Annotated in this window: 16 protein-coding genes and 1 pseudogene; 4 read left to right on the forward strand and 13 right to left on the reverse strand. The window is 59.3% G+C overall.

The genetic code is table 11. The annotated features are described in order from the left end of the window. Positions 1 to 2: 2 nt before the first annotated feature. Entirely contained in the window at positions 3 to 1,388 is a 1,386-nt protein-coding gene (locus IFU29_RS19750) for an NAD-dependent succinate-semialdehyde dehydrogenase (RefSeq protein WP_191935410.1), read from the reverse strand. A 102-nt stretch (positions 1,389 to 1,490) separates the two neighbouring features. On the opposite strand from IFU29_RS19750, the gene ptrR reads away from it, so the two are divergent. After that, positions 1,491 to 2,351, forward strand: coding sequence for a putrescine utilization regulator PtrR (ptrR, locus tag IFU29_RS19755; RefSeq protein ID WP_191935411.1), 861 nt, complete (start codon positions 1,491 to 1,493; stop codon positions 2,349 to 2,351). A 4-nt stretch (positions 2,352 to 2,355) separates the two neighbouring features. Here ptrR and hpaC read toward each other — a convergent pair whose 3' ends face one another. Continuing rightward, positions 2,356 to 2,862 carry a 4-hydroxyphenylacetate 3-monooxygenase, reductase component gene (gene hpaC / locus IFU29_RS19760; protein ID WP_191935412.1) on the reverse strand — a complete coding sequence of 169 codons (507 nt, stop codon included), beginning with the start codon at positions 2,860 to 2,862 and terminating at the stop codon, positions 2,356 to 2,358. Then, a complete protein-coding gene (gene hpaB, locus IFU29_RS19765) occupies positions 2,855 to 4,435 on the reverse strand; it encodes a 4-hydroxyphenylacetate 3-monooxygenase, oxygenase component (protein WP_191935413.1) in 1,581 nt (526 codons plus the stop codon). The genes hpaC and hpaB overlap by 8 nt, the downstream gene beginning before the upstream one ends. A gap of 218 nt (positions 4,436 to 4,653) precedes the next feature. Here hpaB and IFU29_RS19770 point away from each other — a divergent pair, with 218 nt between their 5' ends. Further along, positions 4,654 to 5,418 carry a hypothetical protein gene (locus IFU29_RS19770; RefSeq protein WP_191935414.1) on the forward strand — a complete coding sequence of 255 codons (765 nt, stop codon included), beginning with the start codon at positions 4,654 to 4,656 and terminating at the stop codon, positions 5,416 to 5,418. Here IFU29_RS19770 and hpaA read toward each other — a convergent pair. The 7 genes from hpaA to IFU29_RS19805 form a co-directional block, all read right to left on the reverse strand. Next, complete coding sequence (gene hpaA / locus IFU29_RS19775; protein WP_191935415.1) at positions 5,415 to 6,284, reverse strand: 4-hydroxyphenylacetate catabolism regulatory protein HpaA; 870 nt, start codon at positions 6,282 to 6,284, stop codon at positions 5,415 to 5,417. The genes IFU29_RS19770 and hpaA overlap by 4 nt on opposite strands. A 78-nt stretch (positions 6,285 to 6,362) precedes the next feature. Beyond that, entirely contained in the window at positions 6,363 to 7,157 is a 795-nt protein-coding gene (gene hpaI, locus IFU29_RS19780; RefSeq protein WP_191935416.1) for a 4-hydroxy-2-oxoheptanedioate aldolase, read from the reverse strand. A 9-nt stretch (positions 7,158 to 7,166) separates the two neighbouring features. Next, positions 7,167 to 7,970, reverse strand: coding sequence for a 2-oxo-hept-4-ene-1,7-dioate hydratase (gene hpaH, locus IFU29_RS19785; RefSeq protein ID WP_191935417.1), 804 nt, complete (start codon positions 7,968 to 7,970; stop codon positions 7,167 to 7,169). Positions 7,971 to 7,983: 13 nt separating this feature from the next. Then, a complete protein-coding gene (locus tag IFU29_RS19790) occupies positions 7,984 to 8,367 on the reverse strand; it encodes a 5-carboxymethyl-2-hydroxymuconate Delta-isomerase (RefSeq protein WP_191935418.1) in 384 nt (127 codons plus the stop codon). A gap of 15 nt (positions 8,368 to 8,382) precedes the next feature. Continuing rightward, positions 8,383 to 9,234, reverse strand: a complete 852-nt coding sequence (gene hpaD, locus IFU29_RS19795; protein ID WP_191935419.1) for a 3,4-dihydroxyphenylacetate 2,3-dioxygenase — start codon at positions 9,232 to 9,234, stop codon at positions 8,383 to 8,385. Between the two features lie 9 nt (positions 9,235 to 9,243). Next, positions 9,244 to 10,698: a 5-carboxymethyl-2-hydroxymuconate semialdehyde dehydrogenase gene (hpaE, locus tag IFU29_RS19800; protein WP_191935420.1), complete on the reverse strand. Its 1,455-nt coding sequence runs from the start codon at positions 10,696 to 10,698 to the stop codon at positions 9,244 to 9,246. Next, positions 10,695 to 11,978 carry a fumarylacetoacetate hydrolase family protein gene (locus IFU29_RS19805; protein ID WP_191935421.1) on the reverse strand — a complete coding sequence of 428 codons (1,284 nt, stop codon included), beginning with the start codon at positions 11,976 to 11,978 and terminating at the stop codon, positions 10,695 to 10,697. Before IFU29_RS19805 ends, hpaE begins: the two co-directional genes overlap by 4 nt. 251 nt (positions 11,979 to 12,229) lie before the next feature. Between IFU29_RS19805 and hpaR the strand changes: the two genes are divergently transcribed. Continuing rightward, positions 12,230 to 12,640 carry a homoprotocatechuate degradation operon regulator HpaR gene (gene hpaR, locus IFU29_RS19810; protein ID WP_191935422.1) on the forward strand — a complete coding sequence of 137 codons (411 nt, stop codon included), beginning with the start codon at positions 12,230 to 12,232 and terminating at the stop codon, positions 12,638 to 12,640. Between the two features lie 6 nt (positions 12,641 to 12,646). On the opposite strand, the gene IFU29_RS19815 is transcribed toward hpaR, so the two are convergent. Further along, complete coding sequence (locus tag IFU29_RS19815) at positions 12,647 to 12,928, reverse strand: DUF3156 family protein (RefSeq protein WP_191935423.1); 282 nt, start codon at positions 12,926 to 12,928, stop codon at positions 12,647 to 12,649. Then, a pseudogene (locus tag IFU29_RS19820) lies at positions 12,880 to 13,913 on the reverse strand (APC family permease); the annotation flags it as partial. The pseudogene IFU29_RS19820 and the gene IFU29_RS19815, both read right to left, overlap by 49 nt. A gap of 199 nt (positions 13,914 to 14,112) precedes the next feature. Between IFU29_RS19820 and IFU29_RS19825 the strand changes: the two are divergent. Then, complete coding sequence (locus IFU29_RS19825) at positions 14,113 to 14,781, forward strand: helix-turn-helix transcriptional regulator (RefSeq protein WP_191935424.1); 669 nt, start codon at positions 14,113 to 14,115, stop codon at positions 14,779 to 14,781. A gap of 36 nt (positions 14,782 to 14,817) precedes the next feature. Here the strand turns inward: IFU29_RS19825 and IFU29_RS19830 are convergent, their stop codons facing one another. Then, positions 14,818 to 16,305 (reverse strand): aldehyde dehydrogenase family protein, encoded by a 1,488-nt coding sequence (locus IFU29_RS19830; RefSeq protein ID WP_191935425.1) that lies wholly within the window; start codon positions 16,303 to 16,305, stop codon positions 14,818 to 14,820. Positions 16,306 to 16,349: the final 44 nt, after the last annotated feature.

A 16,349-nucleotide genomic window follows, 5' to 3' on the forward strand; every position in this document is an offset into this window, starting at 1 on the left:
GGTCAGGACGCCACCCATACCGTCTGCGCATTGGTAAACTCACGCAGGCCGAAGTGTGACAGTTCGCGGCCAAAGCCGCTTTTTTTCACGCCGCCGATCGGTACGCGCGGATCGGAGAAGCTCGGTGAGTTGATAAACACACCGCCAGTTTCAATCTGTGAAGCCAGCGTCTGCGCCCGGGCCAGATCCCGGCTCCACAGGCTGCCGCCGAGGCCAAACTCGGATTCATTGGCCATTGCCACCGCGTGAGCGGCATCATCAGCCACAATCAGCGAGGCCACCGGGCCAAACAGCTCCTGGTCGAAGCTGGTCATACCGGGTTTAACGTCACTCAGCACCGTGGGCGCATAGTAGTTACCCTCACCCGGCAGGGCATGACCGCCCACCAGCAGCGTGGCCCCCTCTTTCAGGGTGGCCTGCACCTGCGCGTCCAGTTCGTCACGCAGATCGTAGCGGGCCATCGGGCCAATCCAGGTGCCCGGCTCGCGCGGGTCGCCGATCTTCATCGCCTTCACCGCGCTGACAAACTTCTCGCTGAACTGTTCAAAAACGGCGGCTTCCACAATGATACGTTTGGCAGAGATGCAAAGCTGGCCGTTATTCATAAACCGTCCGGCGATCGCCCCCTTCACCGCAGCATCAATATCCGCATCGGCCAGCACGATAAAGGCATCAGAACCACCCAGTTCCAGCACGCATTTCTTAATGGCGGCACCGGCCAGGGCAGCAATGGCTCCACCGGCACGTACGCTGCCGGTGACGGTGACGGCTGCAATACGTTTATCATTAATCGCCTGCGCCACGCCGTCGTTATCGGCATTGACCACCATAAACAGCCCCTCAGGCACGCCCGCTGCCGTCAGGATCTCCTGCAACAACAGCGCACAGCCCATCACGTTCGGCGCAGGCTTCAACAGATAGCTGTTCCCCGCCAGCATGATGGGAACAGCACCGCGCAGCACCTGCCACACTGGAAAATTCCATGGCATCACCGACAGTACCGGCCCCAGCGGCAGATAATCGACAAAGGCCTTATCGCCCTCTACCTGCGTCGGTTCACGCTCGAGGAAAGCCGGGCCGTGCTCGCCGTACCATTCGCACAGTCTGGCGCTTTTCTCGACTTCTGCCAGCCCCTGATCCACGGGTTTACCCATCTCACGGGTCATCATCTCCGCCAGGGGCTGCGCCTGCTGACGCAGGCCACCGGCGATGTTTTGCAGCAACCTGACACGATCAGTGATGGCGCTGTGCCGCCATGTACGAAAGGCCGTATGGGTTAAGGCCAGCGCCTCATCCACCTCTGCTCCGCTGGCGAAAGGATATCGGGCAACGACCTCACCTGTGGTGGGGTTGCGTGAAATGGCTACCGCTGAAGAAATATGCGTCATGATGGCTCCCTTAGGTGATTCACAATGGCTCCATCCTAGTCTTGATGTGTATTCTTTAAAAATGAATAATAAAGAAAATAATTTACTCAATAAGAGAATGATATGGATCTGACCCAGCTGGAAGTCTTTCGCGCCATTGCGGAAGAGGGCAGCGTGACGGCGGCGGCCGAGAGATTGCATCGAGTCCCCTCTAATATCTCCACCCGGCTGAAACAGCTGGAAGAGGAACTGGGCTGCTCGCTGTTTCGCCGCGAAAAGCTGCGCCTGCACATCACCGACAGCGGCAGGACCTTTCTCGATTATACCCGGCGCCTTCTGGCACTCGCTGCCGAAGCGAAACACAGCGTTTCCGGACAGCAGCCGGGGGGCATCTTCACCTTGGGCGCAATAGAGAGTTTTGCCGCTGTGCGCCTGCCTCCGCTGATTGCGCGCTACCACCAGAGCTGGCCGCAGGTTGAGCTCGACCTGAGCACCGGTCCGTCCGGGGATATGATCGACGGTGTCCTCGCCGGTCAGTACAGCGCTGCGTTTACCGACGGCCCGCCGAAGCATCCACAGCTGGAAGGTATGCCGGTCGTTAACGAAGAAATGGTGCTGATCTCAGCGCTGAATCACCCGCCCGTTCCTGACGCCACCAGCATCTCCGGCTCGACCGTCTATGCGTTTCGCGCTAACTGCTCCTATCGCCGGCTGTTTGAAGACTGGTTCTCACGCGAGAATGCGGCCCCGGGCAAAATTTTTGAGATGGAGTCGTATCACGGCATCCTCGCCTGCGTCAGCGCTGGTGCCGGGTTAGCGCTGATCCCGCGTAGCATGCTGGACAATATGCCGGGACGCGACAACGTTCACGCCTGGCCGCTGAGTGGGGGCATGGGGCAGATTGCTATCTGGCTGGTGTGGCGCAAGGGGATACAGTCAAATAATTTGCAGGCGATGGCACGCCTGCTGAAAGAAACGGCCTGAAACCTCAGCTTACGGGGCAAGGCAAACAATGAAAACGCCGTTTAAAATAGATCAGCCCGTCGCCCTCCTCTTCCCACCAAATTGCCCGCACCGCCAGCAGGTAGACCTGATGCGTACCCAGACTCTGCACCTGGCTGATCTCCCCCTCCAGGCTGGCCAGCGCCCCGCCCAGCAGCGGCTGACCGTATTCGCCCTGCCGCCAGCCGTCCAGCAAAAAGCGATCCGCCATGGCCAGGTCAGTCATACCGGCAAAATGGCGCGCCATCGCCTCCTGCCGGTGGTTGAGCACATTGATACACATTCGTCCGTTCTGCTCAAAAACCGGATTCATGGCACTGCTGCGGTTAATGCAGACCAGTACGGTCGGCGGCGTATCGGTGACCGGGCACACGGCAGTCGCAGTGAGGCCACCGCGCCCTGCCGTCCCCTGTGTAGTGACGATACAGACCGCCGCAGGAAGACGGGCCATGGCATCGCGAAATGGCAAACGGTGTGCACAGTCATCAGTCATGACCGTCCCCTCCGCTCAGCAGACGATCCAGCTGACTGATATCGTCATTGTTGTGCAGGTGCGATTTTTTCCAGCCGTGGCGGTCATAGTCGGCCAGACAGCGGTCAACCATCGCCATCATGTCGTCCATCACCCCGGAGTGGTGCGCATCACGCAGGCACTGCATACGCACTTCGTCCTGGCTGCCAGCATAGTTGATCTCATACAGCTCGTGGCGTCCCCCGAACTCACTGCCAGTGGCATCCCACATCAGCTTCAGAATTTTAATGCGCTGCTCGTGGTCCATTCCGTTGGAACCCCGTACGAACCGCGCCAGGTAGCGGTCGATTTCCGGATTCTGCAGATCACGTACGCTGGAAGGCAGATAAATCAGCCCGCTGGCCACGTTGCATTCGATAATATTCTTAATCTTTGTCCAGGCTATTGGGGCCATCACGCGGTAGGTGTTCATTGCCCGGGCATCGGGCAGATACGCTCCGTTGACCCAGGGGCTGGCCTCCGATGCCATCGCATCACTCAGCGACCAGAACAGGTTACGCCAGGCCACCACTTCCCCCAGCGCCGCCTGTACGCCCCGAAACTCAAGGGTACCGGTACACTCCAGGCTTTTATGCAGCAGGGCGGTAATAAAATCCAGCTTCACCGCCAGCCTGACGCAGGCCTGCATAGGATAGAGCCGGACGAATCCGCCCTCCGCATACCAGCGGCGGCAGCGCTCAAAATCGCGATAGATCAGCACGTTTTCCCAGGGGATCAGCACCTTATCCATCACCAGTATCGCGTCATTTTCATCAAAGCGGCTGGAGAGCGGATAGTCAAATGCGGACCCCACGGCACCCGCCGTCAGCTCATAGGAGGCACGGGAAATCAGCTTCACCCCGCGCGCATCCATCGGGGCGATAAACATCAGCGCAAAGTCCGGGTCGTTGCCCATCACCTGCGCGGAGCCAAACCCGATAAAATTGAAGTGCGTCAGCGCCGAGTTGGTGGCCACGACTTTCGCCCCGCTGACGATAATCCCGGCGTCCGTCTCCTTATCTACCCGGATGTAGACATCTTTCACTTCATCGACGGGCTTGTGGCGGTCAACCGGCGGGTTGACGATGGCATGGTTGAAATAGAGCCCCGCCTCCTGAATACGGGTGTACCAGCGGCGCGCATTGTCTGCGTAAGGCCCGTAAAAATCGGGGTTGGCTCCCAGCGAGCTGGCAAAGGCGGCCTTATAATCCGGCGTACGGCCCATCCAGCCGTAGCTGAGTCGTGACCAGCCAGCTATCGCATCGCGCTGCTGGCGGATCTCCTGCGCCGAGCGGGCATAGCGGAAAAAGCGGTGCGTATAGCCACCGCTGCCGGTATCGGTGTCACGGCACAGAAGGTTGTGCTGCTGCGGATCGTGCAGGGCATCGTACAGCGCGGAAACGCTTCCGGCCGCATTGCGGAAGGCCGGATGGCGCGTGACATCCTCCACCCGCTGGCCATAGATATAGATTTCACGCCCGTCGCACAGGCTTTGCAGATATTCACTGCCGGTAAACGGACGCGTGGGCGAGGCTCGGTGATCTTCAGGTTTCATCGTATTTTCTCGGATTCAGAGTAGAGGAATGCGCGACCCGTGCGCAGGTTGTTATAATTTTGTTATTATTTAAGCGTGGGAAACCGGACGCAGGAAGAGACGTTTCTGGCTATCTCAGGCACTTTTCAGTAGCCTGCCCGCTGGCGTCAACAGGCAGCATGAAAAAGCCGCCGGACGGAATCCGCTGGCCTCGCTGCCCTCTCCGGAGATCCACAGAAATGATGAAAGTAAAAACGCTTCTGGCACTCAGTGCCTTCTTTACCACCGCCGGCGCACACGCAGGATGGTACGTGGTGGATAACTATACCGGGACGCTCGGTGCCTGGCCGATACACCTGTCTGTGCAGCAGTACGACAGCTATGGCAGCGGGCTGAATATCAAGGGCAGCTACTACTACGATAAGCATCGCGCACCGATCCCGCTCTATGGCAGGCAAACCGCCACCACGTTCGAACTGTGCGAAATCCACAGCCCTGCGGAATTTGACAGGGTAATGAATCAGGGAACAGCGGAGGCGGTGGACACCCGCGACTGTCCTTTCCGCCTCACGCGCGAAGGCGATCGCCTGCAGGGTGAATGGCAACAGGGCACCCGGCGCTATCCGGTGACACTGCAGCACACTGCATCGCTGGACAACACCGCAGCAGGCAGCATTACCGGGGACGGGATCGATATCCCCTTCTGGGGGCAGACCGCCAGCCACAGCTTCATCGGCCACTATCAGACTGATCCCGACGGTATCGTCATCAACCGCGTCAGTGTGCTGAATAAAAAAACCGGGCGGGTCGATCAGATCCTCGACCCGCAGCAACACCAGTGTGACTTCGGTTTTTATATGACGGCCATCTATCAGAATATTGAGTCCCTTAATCAGGGGAAACGTGTGACGCTTAACTGCTACAGTCAGAAAGCCGATATCTCAGTAGATTATCGTTTCGATCCGACGCTGCAGCGCTACCGCACGGATGACACATCACCTTAGCGACGGCGGAACTCACTGGGTGAACACCCGGTCAGTCGGTGGAAAAAGCGGGCAAAATAGGCCGGATCTTTGTAGCCCAGCTGCCAGGCAATCTGGTGGACGCTGCCCGCACTAAACAGCAGCAGCCTTTTTGCCTCGCGCAGCATCCGTTCAAACACCAGACGCTTCGGCGGCTGGTTGGCCAGGCGGCGGCACAACTCATTCAGACGCGACTCGCTGATCCCCAGCTCCCGTGCGTAGTCCGGTACCGTCAGGTGCTCACGGTATTTTTCATCCACCATCCGCGTAAAGCGTTGAAACATGGTCATCTCTCCCCGCACGCTGACGTGCCCGGTTCCCCCCTCTTCCGGCGAAACCTCGCGCAGCAGCAGTAAAAACAGCGTCTGGGACAGCAGACGCAGCTGCGTGTCCCGCCCCGGGCCCTGCTGAGAAAACTCCTGTGCCACCAGGGGCCAGAGGTGCGCCAGCGCCCCACGCGTCTGCACGCTGCCCGCCAGCGACAGGCAGAATCCGGGAATGGCCAGCGCATCACGACTGCCAGGCCACAGCGCCTGCAGCAGCGGCCAGATCAGCTCCTGCCTGACGGTTAATACATGACCGTCACTGTCCTCTTCCGTCATAAACGCATGGGGGACTGAGGGCGGTGTCAGAACGAACAGCGGAGCGCGGACGGAATAGTGGTGGTCGTCCAGCTGCAGCTCAATTTTACCGGTAGTCAGACAGTGAAGCTGAAAATAGCGGTCATGCCAGTGCGGACGCATATCGCGGCCAAAAAATGCCGCCATACGGGAAAAGACGGCATAGTGCACGTCATCGCTGCCGCTGTGTGCCTCACCGAACGCCTGGCTGATATTAATATTTTCCATTGCCCTCTCCCGTCCATCCTGTTCAGGGTTACCGGCCGTCCTTATGGAAGATGGTGGCATCGCTCTCTCCCCGGACCGTCATCGTGACGACACGTCAATGACCGGCGTCGGTCGGGTGGTAAAGCGTGCCGCCAGCGCCTCGGCCGATCTCGCCAGCAGGGTCGTATCAACACCCGGGGCAACAAACAGCGCCCCCAGATCCAGGTAGCGCTGCGCCAGCGTTTCATCGGCGGTCAGGATCCCCGGGGCCTTTCCGGCGGTGCGGATACTGGCGATAGCCAGCTCAATGATGGCCTGGACTTCGGGATGGCCAGGACGGCCGGGAAACCCCATATCGGCACTCAGATCTGCCGGGCCTATAAATACTCCGTCAACCCCGTCGACAGCGAGGATCTCCGCCAGATTCTCCACGGCCTGGCGGGTTTCGATCTGCACCAGAATACAGAGCTGCTCCCCGGCCCGTTGCAGATAGTCTGCGATGCGGTTCCAGCGGGAGGCGCGTGCCAGTGCACTGCCCACGCCGCGAATGCCCTGCGGTGGATAGTGACAGGCCCTGACCGCCGCGCGGGCTTCATCACCATTCTGCACCATCGGGATCAGCAGCGTCTGCGCCCCGATATCAAGCAGCTGTTTGATTAGCACCGGGTCATTCCACGCCGGGCGTACCACCGGATGGCAGCGGTAAGGGGCGATTGCCTGCAGCTGCCCCAGTACCGAACGTACGTCATTAGGGGCGTGCTCACCGTCAATCAGCAGCCAGTCAAACCCGGCCCCGGCCAGCAGCTCGGCGCTGTAAGGATCGGCCAGCCCCAGCCACAGGCCAATCTGCGGATCTTTATGCTGTAATGCCTGCTTAAATTCATTGATAAACATACACTTTCCTCAGATAAAACGGCAGCCAATGGCACCCATTGTGCCGTAGTCAACGTGGAACGTGTCCCCCTTACGCGCCGCTACCGGCCGGGTAAAGGAGCCGCTCAGGATCACCTGCCCGCCCTCAAGCTGAACGTCATGTCGCGCGAGCTTATTCGCCAGCCAGGCCACGCCGTTGGCCGGATGATTCAGCACCGCCGCTGCCACGCCGGACTCTTCGATCACCCCGTTGCGATACATCAGGGCGCTGATGCGGCGCAGGTCGAGCGCATCGGGCCTGACCGGCCGTCCCCCCATTACCACCCCGGCGCTGGCGGCGTTATCGGCAATGGTGTCGAAGACTTTGCGCGGCCGCTGGGTCTTAGGGTCAATGCCGTGGCAGCGGGCATCGATGATCTCCAGCGCCGGGATCACGTAGTCCGTGGCGTTCAGCACATCAAAGAGCGTGCACTGCGGACCGCGCAGCGAGGTGCCCAGCACAAAGGCCAGCTCTACCTCCACCCGGGGCACAATGAAGCGCGCTACCGGAATATCACCGCCTTCAACAAAAAACATGTCGTCCAGCAGGGCGCCGTAGTCAGGTTCGTTGATCTGAGAAGTCACCTGCATCGCCTTAGAGGTCAGGCCAATTTTGTGTCCTTTCAGCACGCGCCCTGCCGCGATTTTTTGGTCAATGCCGCGTCGCTGTATGGCATACGCATCGTCCAGGGTGATCTCCGGATGCCGCAGTGAGAGCTGGCGGACCTGTTCCCGGTTTTTTTCTGCCTGATTCAGTTCGGCCGCCAGCCGGTCCAGCGTAAGATCGTCTAACATAGGATCCCTTCCTTCACGCCTGAAACAGGGCATGAACATTGTTTTGTTTAAAATTGAACTGCGCATGCAGCTCTTCCAGCACCAGCGACAGCGCCAGATAGCGCCGGGCCATTAACGCCGCAAAGTGGCTTTTTATCAGCGCAAACAGCCCTGACATCACCGGCCGGAGCTGTTCCTCGCTGCGCCCGTGGCCTATTTTCAGCGTCATATGCACAAAGGCGTAATCCCGCTTACCGTCAGCCATCTGCCAGGTGTCCACCCAGTGAACGCGGCTGCGGATGCCCGCCAGGGGGAAAAGCCCGCTGTCGGCAAGGTAGGCATTGACCCGGGAAAAAAGCACCGGAAACTGCGCCTGTTCGCGGATATTTTCACTGCATTCGACAATAAAGTGCGGCATCGCGGACCTCCTTATTTACGCCGTCAGGGGAAAGATCGCGTTGACCTGCCCGGTACCCGAGCTGGGGAACAGGTCGGTGATCACCTCCACTTTCTGGTGATAGCGATCCCAGCCCAGCAGGCCCATCAGCATCACGGTGTCGTGCATATTGCCCTCGCCGTAACAGTAATCTGCGTACTCCGGCAGCATGCGGCAGAACTCGGCAAAGCGTCCTTCCCGCCAGAGTTTCATCACCCGCCGGTCCATCTGCTCGTCAAACTCCCGGGTCCAGGCATTCATCCCTTCTTCTGCCCGCCGGTCGTCAATAAAGCGGTGCGAGAGGGAGCCGCTGGCGAGCACCGCTACGGTACCGGGGTATTTGCCGACCGCCCGCCGCACCGCCTCGCCCAGACGGCGGCTGTCGGCAAAGTCGTGGACGGTACAGAAAGCAGAAATCGACACCACCCTGAAGCGGCGGTCGCTGTTCATATAACGCATCGGCACCAGCGTGCCGTACTCCAGCGTCAGGCTTTCGATGGCATGCGCCTGCGCACGGACGCCTTCTGCCCTTGCCTCCTCGGCGATCAGATAACCCAGCGCCGGGTTACCTTCATAGTCATAGGCCATATCACGGATAAAATGCGGTAGCTCGTGGCTGGTGTAGATGCCGCTGAAGTGGGCATTGCAGTTGATGTGATAGGCGCTGTTCACCAGCCAGTGGGTATCAAAGACCACCAGCGTATCCACGCCCAACGCCCGGCAGCGGCGGCTGATTTCATGATGTCCCTCTATCGCCGCCTGGCGGCAGCCGTGATGTTTTCCCGGCATTTCAGACAGATACATTGACGGCACGTGTGTGATTTTGGCCGCCAGCGCTAACGTTCCCATGCTCCCTCCTTACAGACCCCATTGTGGAATCGGATGATCGCCAAAAGAGATACAGACGTTTTTCATTTCAGCGAAGACTTCAAAACTGTATTCCCCCCCTTCACGGCCGGTGCCTGAGGCTTTCACACCGCCGAAAGGCTGACGCAAATCGCGAACATTCTGGGTATTCACAAACACCATCCCCGCCTCAATGCGCCGTGCCAGCCGCATCACCTTGCTGACATCCTGCGTCCAGAGGTAGGAGGCGAGGCCGTACTCCACGTCATTGGCCAGCCGCAGTCCCTCCGCTTCATCTTTAAACGGCAGCAGACAGGCGACAGGGCCGAAGATCTCCTCCTGCGCCACGCGCATGCGGTTGTCCACGTCGGCCAGCACCGTCGGCCGCAGGAAATGCCCGCGATCCAGCCCTTCCGGTTTTTCCGGCCCCCCGGCCAGCAGCCTCGCCCCCTCTTCCATCCCCAGGCGGATATACCCCGACACTTTGTCCCAGTGCTGACGGCTGATCAGCGAACCGACCTGTGTCGCCGGGTCGGTCGGATCGCCAACGCGCAGCCGGTTGGCCCGTTCGGCAAAGCGCCGCACAAACTCGGGGTAAATACTCTGCTGAATAAAAATGCGGGACCCGGCGGTGCAGCGTTCGCCATTGATCGAAAAGATGGTGAAGAGCGCCGCATCCAGGGCCCGGTCGATATCGGCATCGTCAAAGATCAGCACCGGGGATTTGCCACCAAGTTCCATTGAGTATTTTTTCAGACCGGCATTTTTCATGATGTTACGCCCGGTGGTGGTGCCCCCGGTGAACGACACGGCACGTACGTCGTGATGCCGCACCAGCGCGTCACCTGCCGTGGCTCCGTAGCCCTGCACCACGTTTAACACCCCTGCGGGAATGCCGGCCTCACGGGCCAGCGCGCCCAGCCGGTCGGCCGTCAGCGGCGAAAGCTCAGACATTTTCAGGACAGCGGTGTTGCCCAGAGCCAGGCAGGGTGCCACCTTCCAGGTGGCGGTCATAAACGGCACGTTCCAGGGTGACACCAGCGCACAGACGCCGACCGGCTGTACCAGCGTGTAGTTAAGCATCCGGTCATCGACCGGGTAGGTCCGGCCGTTCATCTGCTGGCAGATCTCAGCGAAAAATTCAAAGTTGTGGGAGGCCCGGGGGATCAGCACATTTTTTGTCTGGTGGATAGGCAGACCAGTATCGGCCGTTTCCAGTGCGGCAATATGCGGTACGTCGCGATCGATCAGCTCCCCGAGACGGCGCATCAGCCGCGCACGCTCTTTCATCGGGGTGTTAGCCCATTTCGGAAAGGCAGTGCGCGCCGCGTCTACTGCCAGAGCCACCTCCCGCTCACCGCCCGAGGCGACCTCCGCCAGCACCTCGCCGGTGGCCGGGTTGATGGTGGTAAAATAGTCACTGCTGCTGATGTTTTTGCCGTTGATCCAGTGATTGATCTTTTTCATCGTGCACCTTCCTCATACTGTTGTTCACTGACGATCCGGTTGGTTAGCCGGCCGACGCCCTCCACGTCCACTACCACCTCATCGCCGGGGCGCACGTCAGACAGTCCTTTAGGGGTGCCGGTAGCGATCATGTCCCCCGGCTGTAAGGTGATAAATTCACTCAGCCAGGCAATAAGAAACGGAATATCAAACACCATGTCACGCGTGCTGCCGCTCTGACGCAGCTCACCGTTGACGAAGGTTTTCACCTGCAGGTTATGGGGGTCAGGCAACGCGGCGGGATCAACGATGGCCGCGCGCAGCGGCGTCAGCGTGTCGCGACTTTTTACCCGCAGGTTAGGACGGTAGTAGTTTTCCAGATAGTCGCGCACCGCGTAGTCATTACACAGGGTGTATCCGCCGACGTACTCCATGGCCCGATCGCGACTGACGCGGCGGGCTGTTTTGCCGATCACCACCACCAGCTCGGCCTCATAGTGCATGTAATCGACCCGGTCAGGCCGGACCGATACGCAGCCGTCTCCGGTCAGACTGTTCGCTGCCTTAATAAACACCAGCGGGGCCTTCGGCGGGGTAAAGTTCAGCTCGCTGGCGTGGTCGGCATAATTTAATCCCAGCGCAAACAGCGTGGGTGTCGCCCCGGGCTGTGCGATGTGCGGTGCCTGCTGGCTGAAGCGATTGGTCAGCGAGGGGAAACCGGCGGCCTTTATCGTGACACTGTCACCTTCCTGCAGCGCCACTCGCTGCTGCGGCGTTCCCAACAGGATCATGTCGCCGGGCTGCAGGGTGACAAACTCACTCAGTGCCGCAATCAGTTCAGCCGCATGACGGTGCAGACCGCCGGTGTCCCATACGTCCCTCACTTCACCGTTGATTTCGGTGATGATATGCAGCGCGCTGACATCACGCAGCGGCACCACCTCGCCTACTGGACAGAAACCATCGCGACACTTAGCCCTGATAGCCGGACGGTAAAAATCGTCCTCTGCCAGGCTGACCTCATTGGCCAGCGCGTAGCCTTCGATATACGTTTCCGCCGCCGACACCGGGATCCTGCGCGCGGTTTTTGCCATGATGACGGCCAGCGTCGCCCCGCTGAAGACGGTCTCCCCGACCGGTAAACCAATGGTGTCACCGTGATGTCGCCAGGTGTTACGCGGCTTGATAAACCAGACCGGCGTCTGTGGCGGGGTGTTATAAGGTGGCTGATGGAATTTTTTTGCCCAGGCCGCGGTTTGCGACTGATGGTTCAACGCCACACCAAAAATGGTTTTTTTCATGATTACCCTCAACTCAGCCATTTCATTAATATATTAATGAAGTCAGGATTACGCGTGATCACAAAGAGGATCAACTCAGTTTTATTGAGTTGTGACCTTGAAGGCAAAAAAATAAAACTTACAATAAACTCATTTTTTTCATAGTGTTGATAAGTACACGCAACAAAATGAAAAGTACCTGAAGTGGGGGGGTATGCCGGAGATAAGCAGGTTATGTTATTATTAACAAAATATTTAATCACAGCGAAAACATGCACGAATCACTGACCATTGCTCTTTTACAGGCGCGGGAAGCCGCCATGGGCTATTTTCGCCCAATCCTTAATCGTTACGGGCTGACCGAGCAGCAGTGGCGCATCCTGCGTATTCTGGCCGGAGTGAACATGCTGGACTTCCATCAGCTGGCGCAGCAGGCGTGCATCCTGCGTCCCAGTCTGACTGGCATCCTGACCCGCCTTGAGCGTGACGGACTGGTATCACGCCTTAAACCCGTTAATGATCAGCGCAAGCTGGTGGCCGCCCTGACGCCTGCCGGACAGGCTCTGTACCAGCAGGCCAGCCGTGAAGTGGATGCGGGTTATCTGCAAATCGAACGGCAGTTCGGTAAGGAGAAACTGCGCCAGTTAACGCAGCTGCTGGAAGCGTTCACTCAGCTGGCATAGGCCGGGCTACGTCTCCTGTATCGCCATCATCTGCGCCAGCAGTTGAAACAGGCTTAACAGCAGAACCCGCTGGCTGGCACTCAGCCGAAGATAACGCTGCATGGGCGGGATGCGCAGGCGCGCTTCACAGGCCGCGAAGAGTTCAATTTCACAGCACCAGCGCCCGCACGCGAGGTCAACGCGAAAACGCCGGTAGTCCAGTTCGCCCAGCGTCTGCGCAATCACCGGATAGCGCTTCAGATAGCCACCACTGGCGTTTTGAAGCGCGGGTACAGCCAGGTGAGGCATCTGGGCAGGGCTCCGTCCAGCGCCATACCATAAAGAATACGTGGGACGGCGGCCATCAGGGTATTGATGGTGGCTGCCCCCGCCAGTAGCATGCCGATCCCCAGCCACAGCTTTCCGGGCTCCCCCATCACCCGCCCGGCAAACGCCGGGATCACCCACGGTGTATCGAAGAGGTGGAGCCCGTTTGCCGCATCCAGCAGCACGTTCGGCACCTGCCGGTTGAGCGCCGCACCAAAAAGCAGCATACAGCCGGCCACGCCGCACAGGCCCAGCGCCATCGCCCGGGGAATGGTTTTATCCGCGCGGCGGATCTCCGGTGCCATCGGCGTTACCAGTTCGCAGCCGACAAACATGAACATCGCCATCCCCGTCATGCTGATCAGCGTCTGAGGATGGTGGAAGTCCGGCGACAGGCCAAACCATCCCACCGACGCGGGAACTGGTGCAGCCAGTAGCCCGGAGAGGCTGAAGATCAGCAGCGTACTCCACATAATGAAAGTCAGCACCACCTCCACCTTGCCAAAAATCTCAATGCCGGTGGCGTTCAGCAGACCAAACAGCAGCACCATGCCAACCCCGACCAGCCAGCTGTCAGGATGGGGGCCAGAATGCAGACCGGCGTCGCCGAAGTTGACCATCGCCATCACCCCCGACAGGATGGTTTCCGCCGTACCAGCAAACACATGCACGATCAGATAGGCGCACAGTGCGCCGGTAATAGCAAAAAAACGGCCCATCCCGCAGGAGATATAGTCGTAGACCGAGCCGGTCGTCGGCATCAGGATGGCGGCCTCTGAGAAGCTCATCAGCTGGGCCTGCATCATAATAAAACCGATCAGAATAGCCTGTCTCCTCCGCGGCCAAATCCACTGGTCACCGTCAGGATCACCGGACTGGCCATGATCAGCCCCACCGAACTGGCCAGCGTGGTGGGAAAACCGACGGCTCCCTGTTTAAGGTGCGCCGCAAGCCTGTGTTTTAACATTTCAATCTTCCGGGAAAGGACGGGTAATAAAGAGTGTAAACAGGCATTGAGAGCGCTCAGTATCGTCCGAAGGAACGATACTGAGCGTTTCCTGCCGCAGCTCACGTTATTGAGATGTTTATAATGTGTTAATTAAGTCAGTTCGTTCAGAAGCAAACACCCCTGCGGGAACAGACAGACGCACTGACAAGGAGAAGGCATGCGCACGCTCACACCCTCCGTTCAGCCGGGGGCATTTATCCATGAATGCCTGCACACAATAACGCATCTGATCCCCGGTGCATCGGCGGTGTTTTACCTGGTGGACAGCAATCTGGTGCCGGGTCAGCACCTGCTGTCCGGTATCTCTGCAGAAACCCATCAGGCTTATCTGCAGGATTTTCTGCCGCTGGATCCGCTTCACCCCCGGCGTTTTAATCATCAGGCCGTGACCCTTGCCGGGCTGAATGAGGCGATGCAGACCACCCCATATTACCGGCAGTTTATGGTGCCCAATCATATGGGAGATATGACGGAGATCTTTGTCCGCCGGCATAAACGCATCGTGGCGGGCCTGTCGATCATGCGTGACCTTCCTTTCAGCGCGGCTGAGCGACTCCGCCTGCGTGCATCGCTGCCGCTGATTGAACTGGCCACGGAAGAGCTGCTCCCCGCGACGGCACACTGCCGGTTAACGCCGAAAGAGCAGCAAATTGTCGGTATGGTGCGTGAGGGGGCCTGTAACAAACGTATTGCGCGGCAACTTGACGTCTCGCTGTCCACCGTCAAGACCCACCTGCGCAATATCTTCGCGAAAACTCACGTCAACAGCCGCACCGAGCTGGCCGCCGGTCTGGGGCTGACTGACCATCGCGACGCTCAGTACTGAACCGGGCAATACCCTTTCCACGGCATCGCCCGCCGTTCAGTAACGCATCATGACGGACTTCAGCCGGGTGTAGTCCGCAATAAAGGCGCTGCCAAACTCTCGCCCGTTACCGGAGCCTTTCACCCCGCCGAACGGCAGCGCCGGATCGAGCAGGGTGTGCATATTCACCCAGACCGTCCCTGCGCTGATCCGCTCGCTGTAGCGCAGCGCCTGACTCAGATCGTGGGTCCAGACGCTGGCCGCCAGCCCGAAGGGGGAGGCATTCACCCACGCCAGCGCCTGTTCCTCATCGTGATAAGCCAGGAAGGCCCCGACCGGACCAAAGGTCTCCTGCTGCATCAGCGTGGCATCGGCGCTGCGTACTTTCAGCACCGTGGGTAAGAAGTAGTAACCCGGCAGGTCAGGGGAACGCCCACCGCAGAGCAGCTCATCCCCCTCTTTTTGCGCCTGAGCCACCAGCGCCTGCACCTTTTCAAGGTGGGCGCTGTTAGCCAGCGGGCCCAGCTGACATGCCTCATCCAGCGGCGATCCCGCCGTCAGCTGATCCAGCCGTCGGCAGAGCGCCTCCAGCACGCTATCGCACTGCTCCGCCGGAAGATAAAAACGCTCGGCAGCCGCACAGATCTGACCCTGATTGAGGTAGCCGGCTTCAATAATGCCGTCGACCATTTCGTCGACGGACATATCCTTCAGAAAAAGAGCCGCATTTTTGCCCCCCAGTTCCAGCGTGAAGGGGATCGCCCGGGCGCAGGCGGCACTGCCCACCGCCCTGCCGGTCGGTACAGAGCCGGTAAAGGTGACTTTTGCACAGTCAGGATGACCGGTCAGCAACGGGCCGAGCAGCGTGCCATCACCGTTAACGATATTGATTGCTCCGCGCGGAAATCCCACCTCCCCTGCCAGCTGCGCCACCCGCAGCATAGTCAGCGGCGTAAACTCGCTCGGCTTCAGCACCAGGGTACAGCCACAGATCAGCGCCGCCGCCATTTTCCAGACGGCAATCATGATGGAAAAATTCCATGGGAGGATCGCCACAACGACGCCCAGCGGTTCACGCAGGGTAAACCCCCGGTACTTTTCACCGTGAAAGGAAGGTAACGACAGCTCTGGCGTTTCACCGGTTATTTTTCCAGCCCATCCGGCAAAATAGCGCAGGAAAACCACGGACTGATCCAGCTCAAGCCCGCGTGACAGGGTGATCAGCTTGCCGGAACACAGCGTTTCCAGCTGTGCCAGCTCCTCCCGATGCTGCTCCAGCGCATCGGCCAGCTTCAGCAGCAGCGATCCTCTCGCCAGCGCGGGCAGAGTGCCCCATCCTCCGCTGAACGCCTGCCGCGCGGCAGCCATGGCGGCCTGCACCTCACCCGCCCCGCCATCCCGCACCTGAGCAATAGTCTGCGCCGTCGCCGGGTTAATGACCGGGCGCAACGGGCCCTGACCGGGCAGACTGTTGCCGTTAATATAGTGGCCGTGTTCACGCTGTAAAAATGCGTTCACTGCCGGAAGCACTGCAACGTCACTCATAATCACTCCTGTTGATAAAAGGGGGCAGGCTGTTCCACCACGCT

The sequence above is a fragment of the Erwinia persicina genome (assembly GCF_014838825.1).
GTDB classification, from domain to species: Bacteria; Pseudomonadota; Gammaproteobacteria; order Enterobacterales; family Enterobacteriaceae; genus Erwinia; species Erwinia persicina_A.